Genomic DNA, 22,390 nt, shown 5'->3' with positions numbered 1-22,390 from the left:
TAAAATTATGACAACGTTAACTTGTATAAACTAAGATAACACGCTACTAAACTAATCTATTAGTTTTTTTCACGAACTGTAAATTCACGGTGTTGGCGTTGTGCGCCACCACTGTGACGTTCTGTTGAGCGTCCATCACGGCGTTTGTAATCACCAAAACGACGTTCGCCATTTGCTGCGCCACCTTCACGGCGTTCGCGACGTTGACCACCTTCACGAGAATCACCATTACCGCGACGATCACGATTACCACGGTAACCACTACGATTACGTGATGATCCTGATCCACCACGACGATCGCCACCGCTACTACGTCCACCACCATTACCACGACGACGTGGTAATGGTCGTTCGCGTGTAATTTCAACTGGCGTATTTTGTTTCTCCAAATCAGCAACTGAAGATAAGAGAGCAGCTGCTAATTGTTCTACAGAGTATTGTGCAGTCAACTTATCAACTTCAGATTTAATACTGTTAACATCAATAGATCCAACAATATCTTTTACTTCTCCAGCAGCATTTTTGATTTTACCAACACGTGCTTCTTGCAATGAAGCTGGTTCCAATGGTGTCATGCGCTTCTTTGTCAAATCTTCGACAGCACGTAGATAGTCCATTTCATTTGGTGAAACAAATGTAACAGAAACACCCTTTGCTCCAGCACGGCCTGTACGGCCAATACGGTGCACGTAAGATTCAGGATCTTGTGGAATATCGAAGTTATAAACGTGCGAAACATCCTTAACGTCCAAACCACGAGCTGCAACATCAGTCGCAACCAAAATATTGATTTCATGTGACTTGAATTGTGACAATACGCGTGAACGCATCTGTTGGGTCAAGTCACCATGCAAGCCAGCTGCATGATAACCGCGAGCTTCCAAACCACGAGCTAATTCTTCAACACGACGCTTTGTACGACCGAACACAATCGCCAATTTAGGTGCCTGAACATCAAAGATACGCGTCATTGTATCAAACTTTTCATTCTCACGCATGCGTACAAAGTATTGGTCAACCAAGTCGGTTGTTAATTCTTTAGCTTCAATCTGAATATGCTCTGGATTGGTCATGAACTTTACACCAATACGCTTGATTGCTGGTGGCATTGTAGCTGAGAACAACAATGTCTGACGATCAGCAGGTGTATTTTTGATAATTGATTCAATGTCTTCTAAGAAGCCCATGTTCAACATTTCATCAGCTTCATCCAAAACTAATGTCTTTACGTTGTCAATTTTTACGGTCTTACGGTTAATATGGTCAAGTAAACGACCTGGTGTTCCTACTAATATTTGTGGATGTGATTTCAAATTCTGAATTTGACGGCGAATATCTGAACCACCAAAAACAACTTGTACATCGACGCGCTTATCACGTCCTAATTTCTTTAATTCTTCAGCGGTTTGAATTGCTAATTCACGTGTTGGTGACACGATCAATGCTTGAATATTTTTGTTATTCAAGTCAATATGTTCTAATATTGGCAAACCGAAGGCAGCTGTTTTACCAGTTCCAGTCTGCGCTTGACCAATAACATCTCTACCAGACAATGTCAATGGAATTGTCTTTTCTTGAATTGGTGTTGCTTCTACGTAGCCATGTGTCGTAATTGCATCCAAAATATCTTGTGATAAACCTAATTCACTAAACTTCAAAATTTTCTCCTCTGCGCTCTATGGCGCGCTATCAATTCAATTTATTTTGTTACTTGAATTGCTGATGTTTGTGTAAATAATTGATTCGCTAATTTTTGCCAGCTTTGATGCTTTTCATGTTGATTACTCAACAAAATGACAGCTTCTTTGCCATCTTTTGATAGAAGCACCGTTGGTTCAAATCCTCTAATAATGCCATGCCCCCGCATATATGTTGGATAATGGTACAATCCACTAGCATATTTTGTACCTTTAGCTGGTTGCCACATTGCCTCAGCATTTGATTGGTTCATTATTATCTTGTGATCTATCAACAAACGATAGTAACGGTACAGCGAACCAGCTGTTATTGCCATGTTACCAGTACCAGTTTCAAGCGAATAAGCAGTCACATCATTTGACCAATATTTACTATAATTCTGTGCCCTATAACCAATTGTACGTCTAGAGTTAGTAATAAAATGTGCATAATCCAACACATTTAAACCTAACTTTTGATTAAATGTTTCATTAAACAACTGACCATATGTTTTATGCGTGATTTGCATTAAAATACCGGCTAACAAACGATAATTAATTGGTTGATAAGACCAAGCCTGCGTGCCTAAGAATGCCGTATGACTAGCATCAAATGAAATGTTATCAGCCTCATCAGCAAACATTTTTGTGACTGTTATTTGCTTCAACCCACTAGTCATCGTTAACAACTGACGAATTGTAATCCGATTGGCATTCGGTATGTTAGGATAATATTGACTCAACAATGTATCTAATGCCAATTTGCCTGCTTCGACCTGCTGCATAATCATAGTTGCAGTAAAGCTCTTTTGTAGTGAAGCCATTTGATACATTGACTTCGCATCATTCAAACGGTTATGCGTACTATCAGCATAACCATACCCTTTTTGTAAAATAATACGATCATGATGAACAATTAAAGCTGTACCAATATAATTAGCAGACTTCAATTGCTGATCTATTTTAACTGCCAAGACATCTTTTTTCGAAAAAATGTCTTGGTTTACTTGATTCAAAGCATGTTGATCATTTATATGTTTAGATGTTTTTGTCACTTCATGTGTTGGCATTTTAAACTTCGTAAATAGTCCACCAGCAACAACTACCATGATCATGATAATAAACAAAAATACTATACACATATTCCTCACACGCCTTATTCGAAGGTGTTGTGCCCGTCTCATTTCACATTAACCCCCAATGAAGACAGCTTATTTTACTAATGCGTTAACAACGTTTTCAAGATGAATACCGTGACTTGCTTTTAGCAAAATCACATCCCCTTTTTCACCTAACGTTTTTAAATCCTCGATTAATTCGGCTAACTGATCTGTTTCATATTGGTGCAAATGCGCTGAGTCAAAGCGTGCTTGCAAAATTGGTGCCATGTTTTGATTCAACAATGGCCCAACTAAGTACACACCGTCAACATTTGCATCAAGTACCGTTTGTCCCAAACCAGCGTGCAAGTCGTCTGCTTGTTCGCCTAATTCTAACATATCACCTAGCACAAGATACTTGTGTGGCGCTGGTATTGCTTTCAATGCTGATAAAACTGCTGCTACTGCCGTTGGATTTGAGTTATAGACATCACTAATTAGAGTTATACCACGTGCAGTGGCGAGCCTCTCAGTACGGTTTTTTGTCAAATCAAAGTTTTGTAGTGCCGTTACGGCGTTTTTTAAATCAATATGTAATAAGATACCCGCTGAAATCGCTGCGAGCGCATTCATAATATTATACCCACCAATCACAGAAATTGCAAATAATGTCTGTTGATAAACAAATGTTGTCCCATGAGCTGTTGTATGAACCGCACTAACGCCTTGTCCGAAAGTTATCGTTTTTTGTGTCACAGCAGCTTGTGTCAACAATGGTTCATCAAAAGGTATTAACAAAGTGCCCTCTGGTTTCAACCCTTGCGTAATTTCTAATTTAGCCTTGGCAATGTTAGCACGCGTTTTGAAAAACTCAATATGCGCTTCACCTATCATTGTAATAATTGCTATATCAGGTGACACTAAATGAGATAACTCAGTCAATTGTCCTGGCCGATCCATGCCTAATTCAACAACTAATACTTCGGTATCTTCCGGCATTTCAAGTAAAGTCATTGGTACACCAATTTCGTTATTAAAATTTTCTGGTGTTTTAAAAGTTTTAAAGTTCGTTGCTGCAACAGCCGCAGTCATATCTTTAGTCGTAGTTTTCCCGTTTGATCCAGTTATAGCTATTACTTTCGGATTAATTTCTTGCCGCCGATACTGGCCTAATTGTTGTAAAGCTTTTAATGTGTCCTTGACTATAATTGCTGGTATATCAGAACTAATATCGTGTTGATCATCTACTAAAACAGCAACTGCACCACTATTCAAAGCACTTTGAATGTACTGATGACCATCATTATCACTCACTAACGCCACGAACAAGTCGCCCGGTTTTACCAAGCGCGAATCAAAAGCAACACCCGTCACTCGACCATTACCTTGTATTGATGCATGTAAAACATCACCAATTGTTGTCATTGAATAATTCATTTTTTCTCCAAAATCACTTATAAACCAATTTATCAATCATGGCATCAATTAATACATTGAACTACTCTAATTGAAGCCACTGTATTAATGTTTTCTCTTAAAAACTGTAATACTTTCAACATGTGATGTTTGTGGGAACTGATCAACCGGTAAGACAGCCCCATCAATATCATACCCTTGCTGTATAATTTCAGCCGCATCTCTTGCTAATGTTACGGGATTACAACTGATATAAACAATACGGTCTGGTGCCATATTGACAGTCGCTGAAATTAATTCACTAGTTAGTCCACGTCTTGGTGGGTCAACAAATACAACATCTGGTTTAAGTTGCGCATCCTGCCATTTCTTAAATTGTTCAGGCGCATCAGCTAAAATATATTCAGCATTTTCAACATGATTCGCACGCATATTAAGTTGTGCGTCCGCAACAGCGCCAGGTACAACTTCTACACCTAACACTTTTTTCACACGATTAGCAACTGTAATCCCTATTGTGCCAATACCAGAATAGGCATCAATCACAATGTCAGTTGCTTTAAGTTTAGCTTTTTTAGCAGCTAAATCATACAAAATTTCTGTCATTTTTGGATTAACTTGATAAAAAGAATTTGGTCCAATAATAAAATTGTAACCCAGTAATGTGTCATGAATAGTCTTTTCACCCCAAAGTGTACGATTATTGGGACTAAGTAACACATAATCTTTTTTCGGACTAAAGTTAAAAATGAGACTCTTTAATTCTGGCAATTGCACACAAATATCAGCTACAATGGCATCTTCATGTGCTATAATTTCATCATTTGAGACTAACACGACCATTAGTTCTTTTGAATAGTACCCACGTCGTATCATAATGTAACGAATGGCACCTTGTTGTGAATCAGGATCAAATGCAGTAATCTGATATTTTTCTAAAATATCTCGTACTTTAACAATGGCTTGATCAATTGCCTGATCATTTACAAAATAGTCCGTCATAGGCACTAATTCATGGCTGCCTCGACGATAAAAACCACTAGTTAAGTGACCATCTTGCCATTTTACCGGTACAATAGTTTTATTACGATAATAAGTTGGGTTTTCCATGCCAATTGTTGTGTCTACTGCAACGTTAAGTTTTTGTGCTTGAAATAAACGATTAATCTGGGCTCTTTTTAGCTCCAACTGTGCTTCATACTTTAAATTAACCAGTGGTGCAGTCCCAGCATCAATAAGATATTGTCGCTGACTATTTTGACGTTTATCCGAAGTTTCTAGGTATTCAATGACTTTGGCATACCCGGAAAATTTATCAACCTGTGTCACTTCTAAAATAATTTTTTCACCGGGAATAGCATCTGCTATATATACTGGATATGTTGGTGTGATATTCACAATTCCCATACCATCAATACGTATATCATCAACTGTTACAGTCATTTGTTCATGCAATTTAACTGGCAGGATAGTTCTTGTCATAATATCATAAGCGTTAACGATATAAACCGTCAAACATAGTCCTTTCTCTTTACTTTCTCAACAAAATAAAAGCGCTCACCAAAGTGAACGCTTTTACAAGAACAATTACTTGTCTTCGTTGTTCTTGAAACCAAATCCAGCAAACTTCTTGTTGAACTTGTCGACCGCACCATCGGCTTGCGTAAACTTCTGCTTACCTGTGTAGAATGGGTGTGAGTCAGATGTGATATCCATACGGATAACTGGGTATTCTGTACCTTCAAAATCAATTGTATCGCTTGAAGTTACAGTAGAAGCTGACAAAAACTTCTTACCTGTTGTTGAATCAAGAAAGACGACTGGATGGTATTCTGGATGGATTTCTGCTTGCATAATAATTTCTCCTTAGCGCCCTGAAACTTCTGTAACAGAGTCAGATTATAACTAGTATATTTTAGCATACAATATATTGCATGACAAGTTTTTAATCAAAAGTTTGATTACCGAGTTCAATAACAATCTATGGCATCAGGTTAATAAGATCAATACCTTCTATACTAATGTCGGCACCCAAACCTGTTAGCTTTTTTTGAATACGGTCATAGCCCCGTAAAATGTGATCAGCATCATTAATAACAGTTACACCTTCAGCCATAATAGCGGCAATTACTAATGCGGCCCCTGCTCTTATTTCAGCAGCCTCAACATCTGTACCAATTAAACGTGGTGAGTGGCTAATTTTAATTTTACCTGGCTTGTCAGAAGCAATATCGCCACCCATACGTCGTAATTCTGCAATATGCTTCACACGTTTTGGATATATAGTATCAGTAATTAAACTTTCACCATTCGCCATTAACAACAATGGTGTGATAGGCTGCTGTAAATCAGTAGCAAAACCAGGATAGGGCATTGTTTTAATATTAACTGAATTTAGAGTGTCTGATCGATAAACATAAATCACATCTTCACCAATGTCTAAATTCACACCCATTTCAATCAACTTTGACGTGTATGATTCTAAATGTTCTGGAATCACATTCTTAATCGCGACACCATTACCAAAGGCCGCTGCCATGCTCATATAGGTTCCTGCTTCAATACGATCAGGAATTACTGTATGTGTATTACTAGCTTTCAAACTAGGCACACCAGAAATACGAATAGTATCTGTTCCAGCACCACGAATATTAGCACCCATGTTGTTTAAAAATGTCACAATATCAATAATTTCTGGTTCACGCGCGGCATTTTCAATAATTGTCTGCCCTTTAGCCCGAACGGCAGCTAAAATAATATTAATCGTTGCACCAACCGAAACTGTATCTAGCGCAATGCGTGCGCCAATTAACCCATGTTCGGTAGCATCAATATGAATAATATCATCGCTTTCAGTAACTTTAGCTCCTAATGCTTCAAAGCCTTTAATATGCTGATCAATCGGGCGCTTACCTAAATTATCACCACCAGGGAAGGTTACCGTAGCTCGACTGAACCGACCTAGTAACGCCCCCATGAAATAGTAAGAAGCACGCAATGATTTAATTGCGCCACTGGGTAAATCACTTTCAGTGATGTGTGTAGGATCAATGTCCAAATTACCATTTTCAAAAGATGAATCAACATTCATTGCTTTCAAAATTAGCTGTAAATTCTTAACATCAAGAATTTGTGGCACTGTATCGAATTTAACCGGTGTATCAGCTAAAATAGCTGCCGGAATTAATGCAACGGTTGAATTTTTAGCGCCACCAATTGTGACTTCACCATGAAGGCGCTTGCCACCGCGTACAATTATTTTAGCCATGATATTTCCTTATAATCGTTATAGTCCAATAGTAATTATACCGTGAAAGCAGACTTAACTCAAATTAAATTAGATAATGAGTTAACGGATTTCAACATTCAACCGTGATACTAGTGCCTCTGTTACTCGCTTGAAATCATCATTAACAGCTGATTCCACTAGGGTTTCATCATTATCTTGGTAAACTAGTGTATAAGCCAATGACTTCTTACCTTCAGGTAATTTATTACCCTCATAAACGTCAAACAATGTGATATTAACTAATTTATCCCCAGCGCTCTGGCGAATAACTGCTTCAATTTCTGCGTGTGTTATTGTTTCATCAACTAACAATGCAGCGTCTCTGCTCATTTGCGGGAAACGAGAAATTTTACTGTACTGAGTATGATCGGTAATATTTGCCATAATAGCAAATAAGTTTAACTCAAAAGCAAAAATAGGTGCTAATTTCTGAGGTTTAGTAATTTTTGGATGAATCTGACCAACAAAACCAAGATAATGATCACCTGTATAAATATCAGCTGTTTGTCCAGGATGCATATTATCATGTCGTTCTGTTGCCACATAACGTATATTTTCTACACCAATCTGTGACAAATATGATTCAGTAACACCTTTAATATCATAGAAATCAACAGCGCGCGCCGTTTTATGCTCTTGCCAATCTGAAGTCGCGTGATTGCCCGTTAATACGCCAGCAATATGCTCAGTTTCCGTAGGTAGTTCGTTATCACCATTTGCTACAAAAATACGACCTTGTTCATAAAGCGCAATGTCATGAACAAAATGATTAACATTATAAACAACATCTTCAAGCAACCCAGCTAACAAATTTTGACGCAATGTCGTACGATCAGAACTCATGGGGTAATCCAATGTCACAACTTTTTCGTCAGTATTCTCAACAAATTGTTGTGCTTTTTCAGGCGTGGTTAACGCATATGAAATGGCTTGATTCAAACCCAAGGTCTCCATAATGTGACGACTAGCTCGAATTTGACGTTGGCGTACGGTTAATTTACCCGGCGTGGTTGGTCCGTAGGGTAAAGTGACCGGTAAATTATCATAACCAAACAGGCGCGCAACTTCCTCAATTAAATCTGCTTCAATTGTGATATCCGGGCGACGTGCCGGCACTGTGATGATTAACTTATCATCTGCCACTTGATAGTTAAATGCCAAACGATCAAAAATAGCAATCAAATCTTGCAATCCCAAAGACGTACCTAGAATCTCATTAACACGAATGACTGTTAATGATAAAACAATATCTTGACGTGCTTCATCTGCTGCCTTGATTTGACCATAAGCGATCTGCCCATCAGTCAATTGGTCGATCAAGCTCGCCGCATGATCCAATGTTTCAAAAGTAGCATCCCAATTAACACCACGCTCAAAACGCGCTGAAGCCTCAGAATGAATATTATGACGACGTGCAGTAGCTCGAACTAAACTCGGATTAAATACCGCTGCTTCAATTGCGATATTTGTTGTCTGTTCGTCAATTTCAAAGCTTTGTCCGCCCATGACACCGGCCAACATCAATACCTCATCTCCCGAGGCAATGACAATATCTTCTCCTGAACGCAAATCACGTGTCTGCTTATCTAATGTTGTCAGTTGTTCACCATCACGCGCGAGCCGAACATTAATTTTAGAATCGTTTATTTTATCTAAATCAAAAGCATGTAAGGGTTGTCCGTATGTTAACATCATATAATTAGTCACATCAACAACATTATTAATTGGTCGAATACCAGCATTCCAAAGATGCTTTTGCAACCAAAGTGGTGAATCTGTAACCGTCACATTATTCACAACACGTAGCGCGTACTTTGGTGCCAATTTAGCATCATCAATTTTAATGCTGATTTGCTTGTCGGCTGGTGTATCATATTCTACTAATTCAAATGATGGCGTTGTGACTGATTGATTTAATATTGCACCAAACTCATAGGCATTACCAGCCATTGATAACATATCAGCACGATTTGGTGTTAAATCCGTATCCAAAACAGGTTCATTCATTCCCAAAACTTCAAGTGCATCATCTCCTGGGTGAACACCATCATTTTTGTTAAAAATATGAATACCTACTTCAAACGCTTTTGGTGCAATTTTGCTGTCAAAACCAATTTCTTGTAATGCAACAACCATTCCTTGCGATGTCTCACCACGTAAGTTTGCCGCTTGTATCACCATTAGCTCGCCAGATTCATGGTTAATAATATGTGCGCCAACCTTAGCCAAAATAACGAGTTGCCCAACTTCAATATTTGGTGCACCAGTAACTACTTGTGTGAGGTCATTTTCACCAATATTCAACTTAGCAATGACCATATGATCTGAATCAGGATGTGATGTAACTTGAACAACCTCAGCGACCACTAGACCATCTTGTTTCCCAGCCAATGTTGCAGATGAATCAATTTCAACACTCGTTCTTTCAATACGTTCGGCTAAATCAGCAACCGCCTGCTCATCTAAATTAATCGCATTATTTAAGTATTCATTTAACCACGTTAAACTCGTCTTCATGCTTAATTACCCTTTCGTTCAAATTGTGACAGGAATCGTACATCATTGAGATAGAATTGGCGAATATCATCAACCCCATACTTCAACATTGCAAACCGATCTGGACCCAACCCGAAGGCAAATGCCGAGTATTTGTCAGGATCAATCCCATCCATACGTAAAACATTCGGATGTGTCATGCCCGCACCCAGAACTTCAATCCATTCAATATCTTCGGGACTCATATCTGGTGTCACTTCATTCCAAGAAACATCTACTTCAACTGATGGTTCAGTAAATGGAAAATATGATGGTCGCATACGTATTTGATGCTTTTCGCCAAACAATTCTTGCATGATAGATAACAACGTACCTTTCAAGTCAGCCATGGTAATATTTTCACCAACAACCATACCCTCAACTTGATGGAATTGATGAGAATGTGTAGCATCATCTGTATCACGACGATAAACTTTTCCTGGCGCAATCATCTTCAAAGGGCCTTTTGAAAAATCATGTTTCTCCAAAGCACGTGATTGTACTGGTGATGTTTGCGTTCGTAGCAATATTTCGGGTGTAATATAGAAAGTATCTTGCATATCACGTGCCGGGTGATCTTTTGGTAAATTTTCACGTTCAAAATTATATTCATCAGTTTCTACTTCCGGTGAATCCACTGTATCATCAATGATTTTAAAACCAAGTCCTAGAAAATGCTGCTCAATCTCGTCGATGATTTGTTGCAACACGTGTGGTTGACCAATGGTTGGTGTACTACCGGGTAAAGTGACATCAATTGTTTCAGCAGCCAGCTGCTCATTTAATTTTTCAGCATCTTGTGCTGCTTTTTTAGCTGCTAATAATGATGTAATTGTTTGCCTAACATCATTACCAATAGCCCCAACAGCTTTACGCTCCTCAGGGGCAACATCCTTCATGCCTTTTAATAATGCAGTTAACTCACCTTTTTTCCCCAATAATTTTACACGAAGTGCCTCAACATCATCAGCAGCAGAATTAATGCGCGCAACTGCTGAAGTTTTTAACTCTGTCAGCTCTTGACTTAAACTCATAACTTTATCCTTTCGATTCTCTCTTACAAACCACTAATTAGTACAAATAAAAATCCCATGTTATCCAAAAAGAATAACATGGGACGTTCAATACCGTGGTACCACCCAAATTCCTGATATTTATCAGCTTTGGCGACTATAACGCAGTCTACTGCGTTGGCGATTAAGCCAAATACTCCTGACTGAAATTCATTGTCCTTTAATTATGATACTTTCACCAGATATATCACTCTCTTCAATTAATCAGACAATTACTTGGTCACTCATTGTACATCATTAAGCTTTGTAATTTTATTACTAGCTAAGTATATCATGTTCATGACTGGCTGTCGCCATGATTTTTAGATGCTGTATTGTTAAACTTATCTGACCATTCATGAACTGCTGCCATCATAGGCCGCATTGCTTCACCAGCTGGGGTTAATTTATATTCAATCAAACTTGAATCGTCATATGTGACGCGATTCACTAAGTTGACTGATTCTAAAGACTTTAATCTTTCCACTAAGACACGATCTGAACACCCAGACAACGCCCGTGAAATTTCTAAAAAACGCTTTGGTCCATTTATTAGGAGCGTTTCAATAATTAACCCGTTCCATTTACGACCTAGGATTTCAAATGTTTTTGTGAAATTTTGACAGAGCAAATCTTCTGTGTGTGCCGCTAATTTTGCCATAAAGTTGTCCTCGCGTTATTATCAATATGTTAATACTAACACAAAGCACAATAATTGACAAAAAGTAGGACTTATTTAACAAGCGTCTTAGCTAGGTAGAAGCAACCAAGGATACCAGCATTGTCACCGTTGGCAACAGGGACAATATACTCATCTAAATCTGGTACATTTAAGTAATCACTCATTTGTTCAGCAAAACTTTCGCGCATTAATGGGAACAAGATTTCACGATGGGGTACTCCACCACCAAAAACAATTTTATCTGGGCGTAGAATCATTGTATAATCCAATGCAGCTTGTGCCAAATAGAAAGCTTCTATCTTCCAGGCAATATCATCATCAGCTATTCCTTTGGCGCTTGTACCCCAACGTTCTTCAATTGCTGGTCCGGCTGCCAATCCTTCCAAACAGTTGTCGCCATGGAATGGGCAATGACCAGCATAATTATCTTCAGGGTGCTTTTGTAAGAAAATATGTCCAGCTTCAGGATGTCCATACCCACTGACCAAATGACCACTTGACACAATACCAGCACCAACACCAGTACCGACCGTTAAGTAGACCATGTTGTCAACATCTTTGGCTGCACCTGTTTTAAATTCAGCCCAACCCGCTCCGTTCACATCTGTTGTCCAGTAATACGGAATATCACGCCATGCCTTCATGCGGCCCAAGAAGTTGTATCCTGACCAACCAGTTTTTGGTGTATCTAACACGTGACCATATGTTCTCGACCCAGTAACAATATCTATTGGTCCAAAAGCTGCAATCCCAATGGCATCGATGTCTTCAAATTGATCGAAAAAAGCAATCACTTGGTCTAATGTCTTTTCACCATTCAATGTTGGAAACGCTGCCCGTTCAACAATATTGTAATCTTGATCAGCAACAGCAACGACAAACTTCGTTCCACCTGCTTCAATTGCACCTAATAATCCCATGATTTTTTCTCTCTTCTTATATTTTTTTAAATAACTTCACCATTAACTATGGTACTTCTATTGATTGTTAACAGAATAGCTCAGTGCTTGGCTCTATTACTTTTCTTGTATCAAAATAATAACAATTAATATGACAATATGATTGAAAAATCTATTCAAGTATCCTTTAAACTCTCATATTTTTTCCTTATTGTTTAAACATGTTAAGCGCTATCATTGTTAGTTTAATAGATTTCATGAGGCATTGTCAAGCTTATAATCGTAATTTTATAAAGTAATTTTTTGCATTTTTTCAGAAAACATTGTGAAAACATTGCTACACTTAACAATTACAAATGATTAGAAATGTCAATTTCAAGTATTTAATTTTATAATGTTGAGTATGAATTAAAAAGCGACCACTTAATAAATGGTCGCTTTTTACTATTTGTTATTTATTTAACAATTTCGCAGAATTCGACAATAACTGCGTCAGGTCCTTCAATATTAAAGAACTTAATACCCTTTTCCCAAAATGCTAAATGTTGTACTTCAGAATCAATTAACTTAAATCCTTCAGCCTTAGCTGCTTTGAAAGCGGCATCAGCATCAGTTGTATCCATTGAGATATGATTAATAGCACCTGGCTTACCAGCAACTTCATCTGATTGCCATGTTTCAATCACAAGATTCTCGCGTTGCATGAAAATCACGTTACCAACTGGAAAATCACCTGTCTTCTTAAAGCCAAGTTTTGTCCAAAAAGTTTCAGCGGTTGCCAAACTTGTTGTTGGAATACCAATATGCTGAACACCTGAATAATAATCTGAAAATGACATGTTAATCTCCTATCAATTAAATGAATGAAGGCGTAAAACGTAGCAATATGCGCTTTGTGTCTTTAATTAGTTATTAAATACCTTGATGCTTCAATCCTGGGAAGATATATTTGTCTCCCAAACCTGTTATACCACCTTGGAACAAAAATGCAAAGACCGTACCTAACCCATAGTTTGAGAAGTCAGGGAAGATAATAACGGCTATGATAGCCAAGATTGTGGGTGGAATATACGAAGCCCACATTGCTTTGGCTGCTGATCCTTTAAAGTACTTGAAACGCAAGATCTGCATTAAATCATCTGCTGGATGTAAAACTAGATTAGTACGTTGATAAATCGAAATGGCAACGGCAATCAATCCTACGCCTAAGAAATTTAAGATAACGTAGAAAATCGTCATACCAACACTATGTGAGTCTGGAATAATTGCTGAAAATATGTTTGCAAAGTAACTAATCAATAGTGAAAAAGGTACCATGAAAGCAATATTTCCAACAAATTTACGCCAATCAAAGTGTCCTTGTAGCACGACATTTAACACCGCCACGACAACACCAACACCAAAAAATACCCAGCCCAGCATACTATTACTACCACCAAAAACTGATTTATTAAAACCAGCAGACGCAGCAGTCCAGTATGCGGACCCCAAAAACGGCGGATGAATTTTTTGACTAGTAACCACAGTTAGGACATTACCAGCTGCATTAATGACCAAAGAGAAAACAAAGTAAGACAATGCAGCACCAATCGAAATTGTACGACCACGAGTCATTTTACCTGCTACGTCTTTTGCATCCATATGCTTATGCCTCTTCTCCACCGACTTTAACAACAGCCTTTGAAACAACACCTAACTTACCATTAACGAAGTCATCAACTGTGTTGTAGTCTAATTCATGTGACATCAATGATTCAACATCCAACTTACCTGATGATAGCAATGCCAATGAATCTTCAAAAGCGTTAGGGTTAATAAATGAACCTTGGATAGTTAATTGCTTTTGGAATATTTCATAAGTGTTCATTTCGAACTTTGCATCAGGGCCACCAACACCAAACATCAATACTTGAGCACCACGAGCTGAAGCTTCAACAGCAGCTTCTTGTGTTTGTGGCAAACCAACGGCTTCGATAATAACATCGTATTCGCCTTCAGGAATCTTGTCACCCTTCATTGTATTGAATGTGTTCTTAACACCAAACTTTTCCTTGTTCATTGCCAACTTTTCGTCAACAATACCAGCCAAATCAACTTGGTGAATACCATAGGCTTGCAAGATTTGTACAAACAATTCACCCATGAATCCATCACCAATAACCAAAGCTTTTTGGTATGGTGTAACTTTCAACAACTTGATACCGTGAACGGCACATGAGATTGGTTCAACAACGGCTGCTGACTTCAATGAGACGTTATCAGGAATTGGGTAAACAACTGAAGCAGGTGCTGTGAAATATTCTTCAAATCCACCATCACGTGTTACACCAACAGCTGACAAGTTTTCGCACAATTCTGGACGTCCTGTACGGCAGTACTTGCACTGTCCACAATAAATGTTAGGGTCAACAGATACACGATCTCCAACTTTAACATTTGTAACTGCTGAACCAACTTCAGCAACAACACCTGAGTTTTCGTGTCCCAATACAATTGGTGGGACAGCAGGAGCTGATCCTGGCAATCCAGCGTAAAGCGCGTGATCGGTTCCACAAATTCCAGCAAATGCAGTGTGAATCTTAACCTCGTTTGGCTTAACTTCTGGTTGTGCAATATCTTGCAATTCCAATGACTTGATGCCAGTTAGTACTAATGCGTCCATGATAAATGCTCCTTCTTATTTGTGATATTTTCAACTTACAAATTCATGATAACCCTTTCATGTTTTACTGTCAAGTTATATTATACTTTTTTCATGAATATTTTTCTTATAATATTATGGTAAAATGAATATACAAGGGACAAATTATAATAAACATTTTTATATCCCTTTTGGAGGACATTATGGTTTCAAAATTATCTGACGTAGCTGAATTAGCTGGCGTCTCAGTTACCACTGTTTCACGTGTGATTAACAGTTACGGATCTTTAAGTCAAAAAACAATCGATAAAGTTCATGCTGCTATGCGTGAATTACACTACCAACCTAATGCCATGGCACGTTCTTTGCAAGGTAAGTCATCTCAGTTTATCGGTTTAATTTTCCCAGACATACAAAATCCATTCTTTACATCACTTGCAAATGAAATTGAGCAAATCCTGTTTGATAAAGGTTATAAATCTATTATCGCGACAAGTGCAAATAATGTTGAAAAAGAGAAACAATATTTAGAAATGCTTGCTGCTAATCAAGTGGAAGGCATTATTACATCTTCACATAATTTAGATATTGATGCCTATAGCAATACGTATTTACCTATCGTTTCATATGATCGCTTTATTTCAGATACTGTGCCTATCGTACGCGAAGACAATTATCGAGGTGGTCAACTGATTGGTGAATATCTACTCAAAAATGGTGCTAAAAATATTTTAATGCTTAGTGGCGATTCCTCTTCCCAGTCACCAACTACCAAACGTTACGAAGGATTTACTGCAGCCCTTGGCGACAAAGTATCTCTCAGCATCCAAGAATTTAATTCTAATAGTTGGCCAACAACGTCTGAAATTGATGTAATTGTTAATGACGTCATTCAACAAAATATTGATGGTATATACGCTTATAATGATATTATGGCAATTCAATTACAAAATGCGTTACGTAAAGCTGGTAAACGCATACCTGAAGATATCCGTATTGTTGGTTACGATGGTTCCCCTATCGTACAATTACTGCACCCTGACTTGCCAACTGTAGTACAGCCTATTCGTCAGGCTGCACAGCGTCTTATTGACGTACTCTTTGCTGAAATAAATAACCAAGATCCTGTGGTCAATGATGTACTACCTATTACTTTCTATAATCCCAAATAAAATCATTACAAAATAAACCCGTGAGGTAACACGAAAGTGTGTTGCTTCACGGGTTTATTTTGTAATGATTAATTCACTTGGAATTTTGCTTCTTGTCCATTCAACACACGTACAACTTCCTGTGCCGTCACTAAACCAACACTATCAAAAGCTTCTCGTGATGATGCTGCTACATGCGGTGTCACAAAGACATTTGGTAAGCTGAGTAACTCATTATCAGGTGTAACTGGCTCGTTTGTAACAACATCTAGGCCGGCACCAGCAATCTTTCCCGATTTTAACGCACTGATTAGTGCCTGTTCATCGACAACAGCACCGCGAGCAATATTAACAAGCACAGCACTGTCCTTCATTTTGTCAAATACTTTAGCGTCTATTAAGTTCATTGTTTCAGGTGTTGCTGGTAAGGCCAAAACAATAAAATCCGACTGTTCATATATTTCATCTAATGTTGCCATTCGACCATTTTTTACTTCTTTTTCATGACGAGCATAGGCTAACACATCCACATCAAATCCAGTAAGTAACGCATCGACACGTTGACCAATCGCTCCAAAGCCAATAATACCAACTGTTTTGTGGCTAACTTCTTGTCCCATTGGTATAGTCATTGCATTATCATTAATACTTTGATTTTGCTGATAAAAATATCGCCCAGCCATAAGCATGTGCATAATAGCAGTTTCAGCTACTGCTGTGGCATTGGCCCCTGGCGCATTCGTCACAATAACATGATGTGCTGAAGCATCAGCTAAATTCACATTATCATAACCCACGCCGTAACGTGCAATAATTTTTAACTGTGGCAAACGACTAAATACATGATTATCGATTGGATACATCATCAAAATCATCGCTTCAATATCAGTATTTTCGGTGATATCTTGTACCGTACTTTGTTTATTAGTAACCACTTCAAAATGATTCTTTTCAAGATAGTCAATCGCTTTTTGTGAAATACCATCAAAAACTAAAACTTTTTTCATATTTAACTCCTATTTTCCAATCAAACTCGTGGCACAAAAGTCATTTGGGAGGTCATTGCAACGTGTGAAACGACCCAGGCATCAGTGTCATAATATCTGTTTTAATCATTTTACCTGTATCGTTAATCAACCAGATTGGCATATGTGGCTCAAAAAATTCTACCATCACTTGCCTACAAGCACCACAAGGTGCGATAGGTTCATTTGTACGCCCGGAAATCACCAATCCTTCGAACTCACGATGACCGGCCGCAACAGCGCTAAAAATTGCAGTTCGCTCAGCACAGTTTGTCAGACCAAATGATACATTCTCTATATTAATACCTTTGTATATATCACCAGAGGCTGTTAGTAAAGCTGCCCCAACTGGAAAATGCGAGTATGGTGTGTAAGTTTGATCCAGTGCTTCAATTGCTACATCTACTAATTTTTTTGGAGCTGTATTCTGTATCATTTTATAATACCATCCACTTCTATCCTACTATATTTCAATATAAATTTAACTATATTTTTAATAAAATAAAGTGCTTACTTCTTTAATAACATTTCTAACTGGTTTAAGCGTTCTTCAAATACATCAAAAGCTTGATTTAAGTAATCAGCTTGGCTCATATCAACACCGGCTTTCGCAATCACATTCAAAGGATAATCTGATGAACCGGCTTTCAAATAGTTTTTGTAAGCTTCTGCACCATTTTGATTTAGAATACGTTCAGCTAAAGTCGTTGCTGCAGCCTCACCAGTGGCATATTGATAAACATAGAAATTGTAATAAAAATGCGGGATGCGCGACCATTCAAACGCGATTTCTTCATCAGGGAATAAATCATTGCCGTAATACTTCTGATTAAGATTGCCATAATAAGTACTCATTTTATCAGCAGTTAAAGCTTCACCCTGAGCACTTTGTTCGTGAATCCAATTCTCAAACTCCGCAAACTGTGTTTGACGAAATACCGTTCCCTTAAAGCCGTCCAAATATTGATTGAGGATATATGCTTGAAACTTTGGATCATCATTATTTTTCAATAAGTAGTCTGTGAGTAATGACTCATTGGTTGTTGACGCAATTTCAGCTAAGAAAATTGGATAGTCGCCATAGTAATAAGGTTGATTATGTCGCGTTAAATAAGAATGAATAGAATGGCCCATTTCATGAGCTAATGTGTAAACATTATTCAGATTATTTTGCCAGTTCAATAAAATAAAGGGATTCGTATCATATGTGCCACTCGAATAGGCTCCCGTCCGTTTACCTTTGTTTTCAACAACATCAATCCATCGTTCATCAAAAGCTTTTTGAACAATGGCTAGATAATCTTCACCCAATGGCGCTAACGCTGCCAGAACAATATCTTTTGCTTTTTCGTATGTCACTTCAAAATCTATTTCATCTACTAATGGTACATATAAATCATAAGAATGTACATCTTCAACATTTAAAATCTTTTTACGTAAAGATACAAAACGATGTAATAACGGTAAATGTTCATCCACTGTCTTAATTAATGTTTGAAAAACAGTTGTTGGCACCTGATGTGGTAAAATAGCTGCTTCACGCGCTGATTGGTAATGGCGCGTTCGAGCTAAAAAGTTATGTCCCTTAACGTGTGATGAAAGCGTTGAAGCGAATGTGTTTTGTAAGGCTATATAGCTATCATACAATGTTTCAAAAGCCTCTTGTCGCAGAGCTCGATTCTTTGATTCCAATAATAAACTGTACAAACCATTAGTTAGTGGTACAATTTCCCCTGATTCAGTGTGAACATCGCCAAATATTATATCAGAATTATCCAATGCACCAAACGTATTTTCAGAAGCATTAAAAATGTCACTCGCACCTGCTAGAAGTGCTTCTTGATCTGCCAGTAATGTGTATGGCTTTTGTGCTTTTAGTGTCTCAAATAAATGTGCATACTTTTTTAAGCCGTCGGTCGTTAAATATGTTGCCAAATCCGCATCAGGAATATTCAACACTTCTGGTTGAAAATACGCTGTTGCTTCACTGACCGTCGCCCATAATCCTTGTACACGGGCATAAAAAGCCGCATACTTTTGATTAGTCGTATCTTGGTCATAAATTTGATTGGCATAAACATGTACGCTCTCGAGTTGACGTTCTAATGCTAGATTCGCTTCTAAAGCTGCTTGTACTGTTTCTGCTGAATCACCAACATGTCCAGCAAATTGGCGAACTTTCTGAGTATCATTTTGTATTTTTTCAAAAGCTGCTTGCCAAGCTTCGTCGGTCGAAAAAATCGTTGTGAGATCCCATGTCAGAGATTTCGGTACTTCATTACGTAATGGTTGTGCCATGATTTATTACAGTGAACAACAACGTAGCCATCCACGGTGTCTCCTTTTTATCATCTAATATCTTATTTTATCACTTATCTCTCATTTTACATAATTTTTGTGACAATGATGTGTGCCAATTAGGTAGACGACGAACTAACAAGTGTTGTCCCTGCTGTAAAATGTAATGGTTCTTTTCTAAATCATTAAAAATTAAAGCTATCTGATAATGTTTGAAATCATCATCCCCCATTAAATATTTTGTTAGTTTATTGCTTATATCATCTTTTTTCACCATATTTTCTTGGCCAACTCTTTCTAAGAGTAACATAATCAATAACCGAAAATGCCAATTAGGAATAGTTAATCCAAACGTGTGACCTTTATGCATCCAAAGTGGTGCATGAAGTAGCAACCGCTCTTTGTTATATAAATAACGGACAATTCTCTCATCAACACGTTTTTGAATTAATAGATTTTGCAATTTGTATATTTGTTTCTCAATTTTAAAATTAATTCCCTGCGTTTTTGTTGTCCCTTCAAATAAAGAATGACTCATCCATTCTAAATAATGAATACGTTCAAAATCGCATTTCCAAAAATCTTTTCGATAAACAAATCGTTCTTTTTCTGGTAAATAAAATGTCAACTTTTTTTGTGCCCAAAACTTTACAATGCTTTTTTGTGTCATACTTTTTTCAAAATAGTTTTGTCCAAGAATCCAAATCACTTGAATGTTTTGACTACTATATCCTGCGTTACGCTCATCCAATCTTTTTTGAGAAATTGGGCTGCATTGGTATTCTACGGCAACTTTCCGCTCTTTCAATGTGATTAAAATATCTGGTCGTTGATTAATCTCTGGCAGTACGGCCTCGATTTGAACATGCCCGTACTTTTTAAATTTTTCTGCCAATTGTAATTTACCAGATAAATGCTGTGCCGTCTCATTTTCTGTAAATGTTGCACATACAGTACCAGAATAGTGAGCAAAATGCGGTTGATTCACATCGCCTACTTTGAGTATCACTTGTTCTTGGCAGCCAGGACAGCAATACTTTTGTGATTTAATCGCACGATTAGCACAAATATATTGTTTCTTATCATCAAATGCAATGATCATAAAAAGCACCTCCAACGCATAATACGCGCTAGAGGTGCCTTTCACTTGTTACTTTAATCTTCTTTCAACCCAATTACTTAACCAGGTCAATAAAGTAATCAAAATAAGGTACATCATAGCAATGATAGCCCATACTCTAAATCCTTGCGAATTACGCGCAACAATTAGCGTACCTGTTTGTGTCAATTCCAATAAACCAATAGCTGACAAAATCGAAGTATCTTTTAAAGTAATAATAAATTGGTTGATAAAACTAGGCACCATAATGCGAATACCTTGCGGCATGATAACGCGTCGCATAGCTTTACCATAAGTCAACCCAAGAGAACGTGCCGCTTCCATCTGACCATGTTCAACAGCCTCAAAACCACCACGCACAAATGCCCCAGTATAAGCACCTTCATTTAAAATCAATGTAATAATACCAGCGGTAAATGCAGGTATTTTAATACCAATAACACCTGGCAAGCCAATATAGATAAAAAATGCCAAAACCATTAATGGTAGACCACGGAAAATATAGATAATAGTCGTTGAAATCCCGCGAATCAGTTTAAACTCACTAACCCCCATAATTCCAAGTAGAATACCGAAAATTGAAGCCAAAAGAATCGCGATCACTGTCAATTCAATAGTTTGCCACAATCCTTTTAAGAAAGCTGACTTATTGGAATTTAAAATCCCAAAAATTGAGCTATTATCTTTTTTAGAACCAGAAAAAGTAGATTGGGTGGCCCCTAAATATTTTTTTACGATTTTATCATACGTACCATCTCTCTTAATGGCAGCAAATCCTTTGTTAAATGAGGCCAATAATGCTTTATTTTTACCCTTTTCAACAGCAAATGCATACACACCAGCATTTCCAAGGGATTTTGGATTCATAATCTTTAATTGGATGCCATTTTTAATACTGTATTGAATAACTGGCATATCTTCAAATGTTGCAGCTGAATTACCATTAACCACATCATTATACATTGTGTCAGTATCATTAAAATATTTAATTTTAAAGCCATATTTTGTTTGCAATGACTTCCCATATTCTGAAGCTGACGTGCCTGTTTTAAGTGCAACCGTCTGACCTTTTAAATCCTTTAAAGACTTAATATTACTATCTTTTTTAACAATCCATGCTACACCAGTCTTATAGTAGGGTGTTGAAAAATCATAAACTTCTTTTCGTTCCTCAGTCACGCCCACACCAGCAATAATACCATCAGCCTGACCGTTAGAAACTAATTGTGCAGCTGAATTGAAGCTCATGGGCTTCATCGTGTAGGTAAATCCTTCACGATCAGCAACAGCTTTCATTGTTTCCTGTTCAATACCCACATATTTATTATTCTTATCTTGGAAAGTAAACGGTGCATAAGTCGCGTCTGTGGTAATCGTATAATGTGGTCTGTCAGCTTGTATTGTTAAATTAAACGAAAACAGCGTAACCAATGACGCCAAGCCAAATAACCATTTCTTTAACATATTCTGATATTCTCCCATCTTCTTACAAAAAAAATCGACCAA

19 protein-coding genes and 1 other annotated feature are annotated in these 22,390 nt (G+C 37.7%); of the genes, 1 reads left to right on the top strand and 18 read right to left on the bottom strand.

Going from position 1 to position 22,390, the window contains the following annotated elements; all coding sequences use genetic code 11:
• Positions 1 to 59: 59 nt before the first annotated feature.
• From cshA to FGL89_RS06555, 13 genes are all read right to left on the bottom strand, one after another.
• Entirely contained in the window at positions 60 to 1,658 is a 1,599-nt protein-coding gene (gene cshA, locus FGL89_RS06615) for a degradosome RNA helicase CshA (protein WP_014974757.1), read from the bottom strand.
• A 41-nt stretch (positions 1,659 to 1,699) separates the two neighbouring features.
• Complete coding sequence (locus FGL89_RS06610; protein ID WP_014974758.1) at positions 1,700 to 2,818, bottom strand: serine hydrolase domain-containing protein; 1,119 nt, start codon at positions 2,816 to 2,818, stop codon at positions 1,700 to 1,702.
• A 69-nt stretch (positions 2,819 to 2,887) separates the two neighbouring features.
• Positions 2,888 to 4,213, bottom strand: coding sequence for a UDP-N-acetylmuramoyl-tripeptide--D-alanyl-D-alanine ligase (locus FGL89_RS06605; protein WP_014974759.1), 1,326 nt, complete (start codon positions 4,211 to 4,213; stop codon positions 2,888 to 2,890).
• Positions 4,214 to 4,297: 84 nt separating this feature from the next.
• On the bottom strand, positions 4,298 to 5,674 hold the full coding sequence (gene rlmD, locus FGL89_RS06600) for a 23S rRNA (uracil(1939)-C(5))-methyltransferase RlmD (RefSeq protein WP_041773229.1): 1,377 nt from the start codon (positions 5,672 to 5,674) through the stop codon (positions 4,298 to 4,300).
• Positions 5,675 to 5,779: 105 nt separating this feature from the next.
• Positions 5,780 to 6,046, bottom strand: coding sequence for a type B 50S ribosomal protein L31 (locus FGL89_RS06595; protein ID WP_014974761.1), 267 nt, complete (start codon positions 6,044 to 6,046; stop codon positions 5,780 to 5,782).
• Positions 6,047 to 6,173: 127 nt separating this feature from the next.
• Complete coding sequence (locus FGL89_RS06590) at positions 6,174 to 7,460, bottom strand: UDP-N-acetylglucosamine 1-carboxyvinyltransferase (protein ID WP_014974762.1); 1,287 nt, start codon at positions 7,458 to 7,460, stop codon at positions 6,174 to 6,176.
• 81 nt (positions 7,461 to 7,541) lie between these two features.
• Positions 7,542 to 9,998, bottom strand: a complete 2,457-nt coding sequence (gene pheT / locus FGL89_RS06585) for a phenylalanine--tRNA ligase subunit beta (protein ID WP_014974763.1) — start codon at positions 9,996 to 9,998, stop codon at positions 7,542 to 7,544.
• A gap of 2 nt (positions 9,999 to 10,000) precedes the next feature.
• The gene (pheS, locus tag FGL89_RS06580; protein WP_014974764.1) at positions 10,001 to 11,050 is read right to left on the bottom strand and encodes a phenylalanine--tRNA ligase subunit alpha; all 1,050 of its coding nucleotides are present in this window, start codon (positions 11,048 to 11,050) and stop codon (positions 10,001 to 10,003) included.
• Between the two features lie 76 nt (positions 11,051 to 11,126).
• Positions 11,127 to 11,326 (bottom strand) — a binding site (T-box leader).
• Between the two features lie 40 nt (positions 11,327 to 11,366).
• Positions 11,367 to 11,729 (bottom strand): winged helix-turn-helix transcriptional regulator, encoded by a 363-nt coding sequence (locus FGL89_RS06575; RefSeq protein ID WP_014974765.1) that lies wholly within the window; start codon positions 11,727 to 11,729, stop codon positions 11,367 to 11,369.
• 71 nt (positions 11,730 to 11,800) lie between these two features.
• The gene (locus tag FGL89_RS06570; protein WP_014974766.1) at positions 11,801 to 12,670 is read right to left on the bottom strand and encodes an ROK family protein; all 870 of its coding nucleotides are present in this window, start codon (positions 12,668 to 12,670) and stop codon (positions 11,801 to 11,803) included.
• 434 nt (positions 12,671 to 13,104) lie between these two features.
• Positions 13,105 to 13,488 (bottom strand): VOC family protein, encoded by a 384-nt coding sequence (locus tag FGL89_RS06565; protein WP_014974767.1) that lies wholly within the window; start codon positions 13,486 to 13,488, stop codon positions 13,105 to 13,107.
• Between the two features lie 73 nt (positions 13,489 to 13,561).
• Entirely contained in the window at positions 13,562 to 14,290 is a 729-nt protein-coding gene (locus FGL89_RS06560) for a DUF6198 family protein (RefSeq protein ID WP_014974768.1), read from the bottom strand.
• 4 nt (positions 14,291 to 14,294) lie between these two features.
• Complete coding sequence (locus tag FGL89_RS06555) at positions 14,295 to 15,311, bottom strand: zinc-dependent alcohol dehydrogenase family protein (RefSeq protein ID WP_014974769.1); 1,017 nt, start codon at positions 15,309 to 15,311, stop codon at positions 14,295 to 14,297.
• A gap of 182 nt (positions 15,312 to 15,493) precedes the next feature.
• On the opposite strand from FGL89_RS06555, the gene FGL89_RS06550 reads away from it, so the two are divergent.
• A complete protein-coding gene (locus FGL89_RS06550) occupies positions 15,494 to 16,462 on the top strand; it encodes a LacI family DNA-binding transcriptional regulator (RefSeq protein ID WP_014974770.1) in 969 nt (322 codons plus the stop codon).
• A 68-nt stretch (positions 16,463 to 16,530) separates the two neighbouring features.
• Here the strand turns inward: FGL89_RS06550 and FGL89_RS06545 are convergent, their stop codons facing one another.
• The 5 genes from FGL89_RS06545 to FGL89_RS06525 all read right to left on the bottom strand — a co-directional run bounded on the left by FGL89_RS06545 (position 16,531) and on the right by FGL89_RS06525 (position 22,348).
• Complete coding sequence (locus FGL89_RS06545) at positions 16,531 to 17,448, bottom strand: phosphoglycerate dehydrogenase (RefSeq protein WP_014974771.1); 918 nt, start codon at positions 17,446 to 17,448, stop codon at positions 16,531 to 16,533.
• Between the two features lie 52 nt (positions 17,449 to 17,500).
• Positions 17,501 to 17,902: a cytidine deaminase gene (locus FGL89_RS06540; RefSeq protein WP_014974772.1), complete on the bottom strand. Its 402-nt coding sequence runs from the start codon at positions 17,900 to 17,902 to the stop codon at positions 17,501 to 17,503.
• Between the two features lie 74 nt (positions 17,903 to 17,976).
• Positions 17,977 to 19,764: an oligoendopeptidase F gene (gene pepF / locus FGL89_RS06535; protein WP_014974773.1), complete on the bottom strand. Its 1,788-nt coding sequence runs from the start codon at positions 19,762 to 19,764 to the stop codon at positions 17,977 to 17,979.
• 70 nt (positions 19,765 to 19,834) lie between these two features.
• Positions 19,835 to 20,866, bottom strand: coding sequence for a competence protein CoiA (locus FGL89_RS06530; protein WP_014974774.1), 1,032 nt, complete (start codon positions 20,864 to 20,866; stop codon positions 19,835 to 19,837).
• Between the two features lie 48 nt (positions 20,867 to 20,914).
• On the bottom strand, positions 20,915 to 22,348 hold the full coding sequence (locus FGL89_RS06525) for an ABC transporter substrate-binding protein/permease (protein WP_014974775.1): 1,434 nt from the start codon (positions 22,346 to 22,348) through the stop codon (positions 20,915 to 20,917).
• Positions 22,349 to 22,390 lie beyond the last annotated feature (42 nt).

The organism is Leuconostoc carnosum (assembly GCF_007954525.1).
GTDB lineage: Bacteria > Bacillota > Bacilli > Lactobacillales > Lactobacillaceae > Leuconostoc > Leuconostoc carnosum.
Note: the sequence above shows the minus strand (reverse complement) of the source record. Positions and strands in the feature narration are given on the sequence as shown.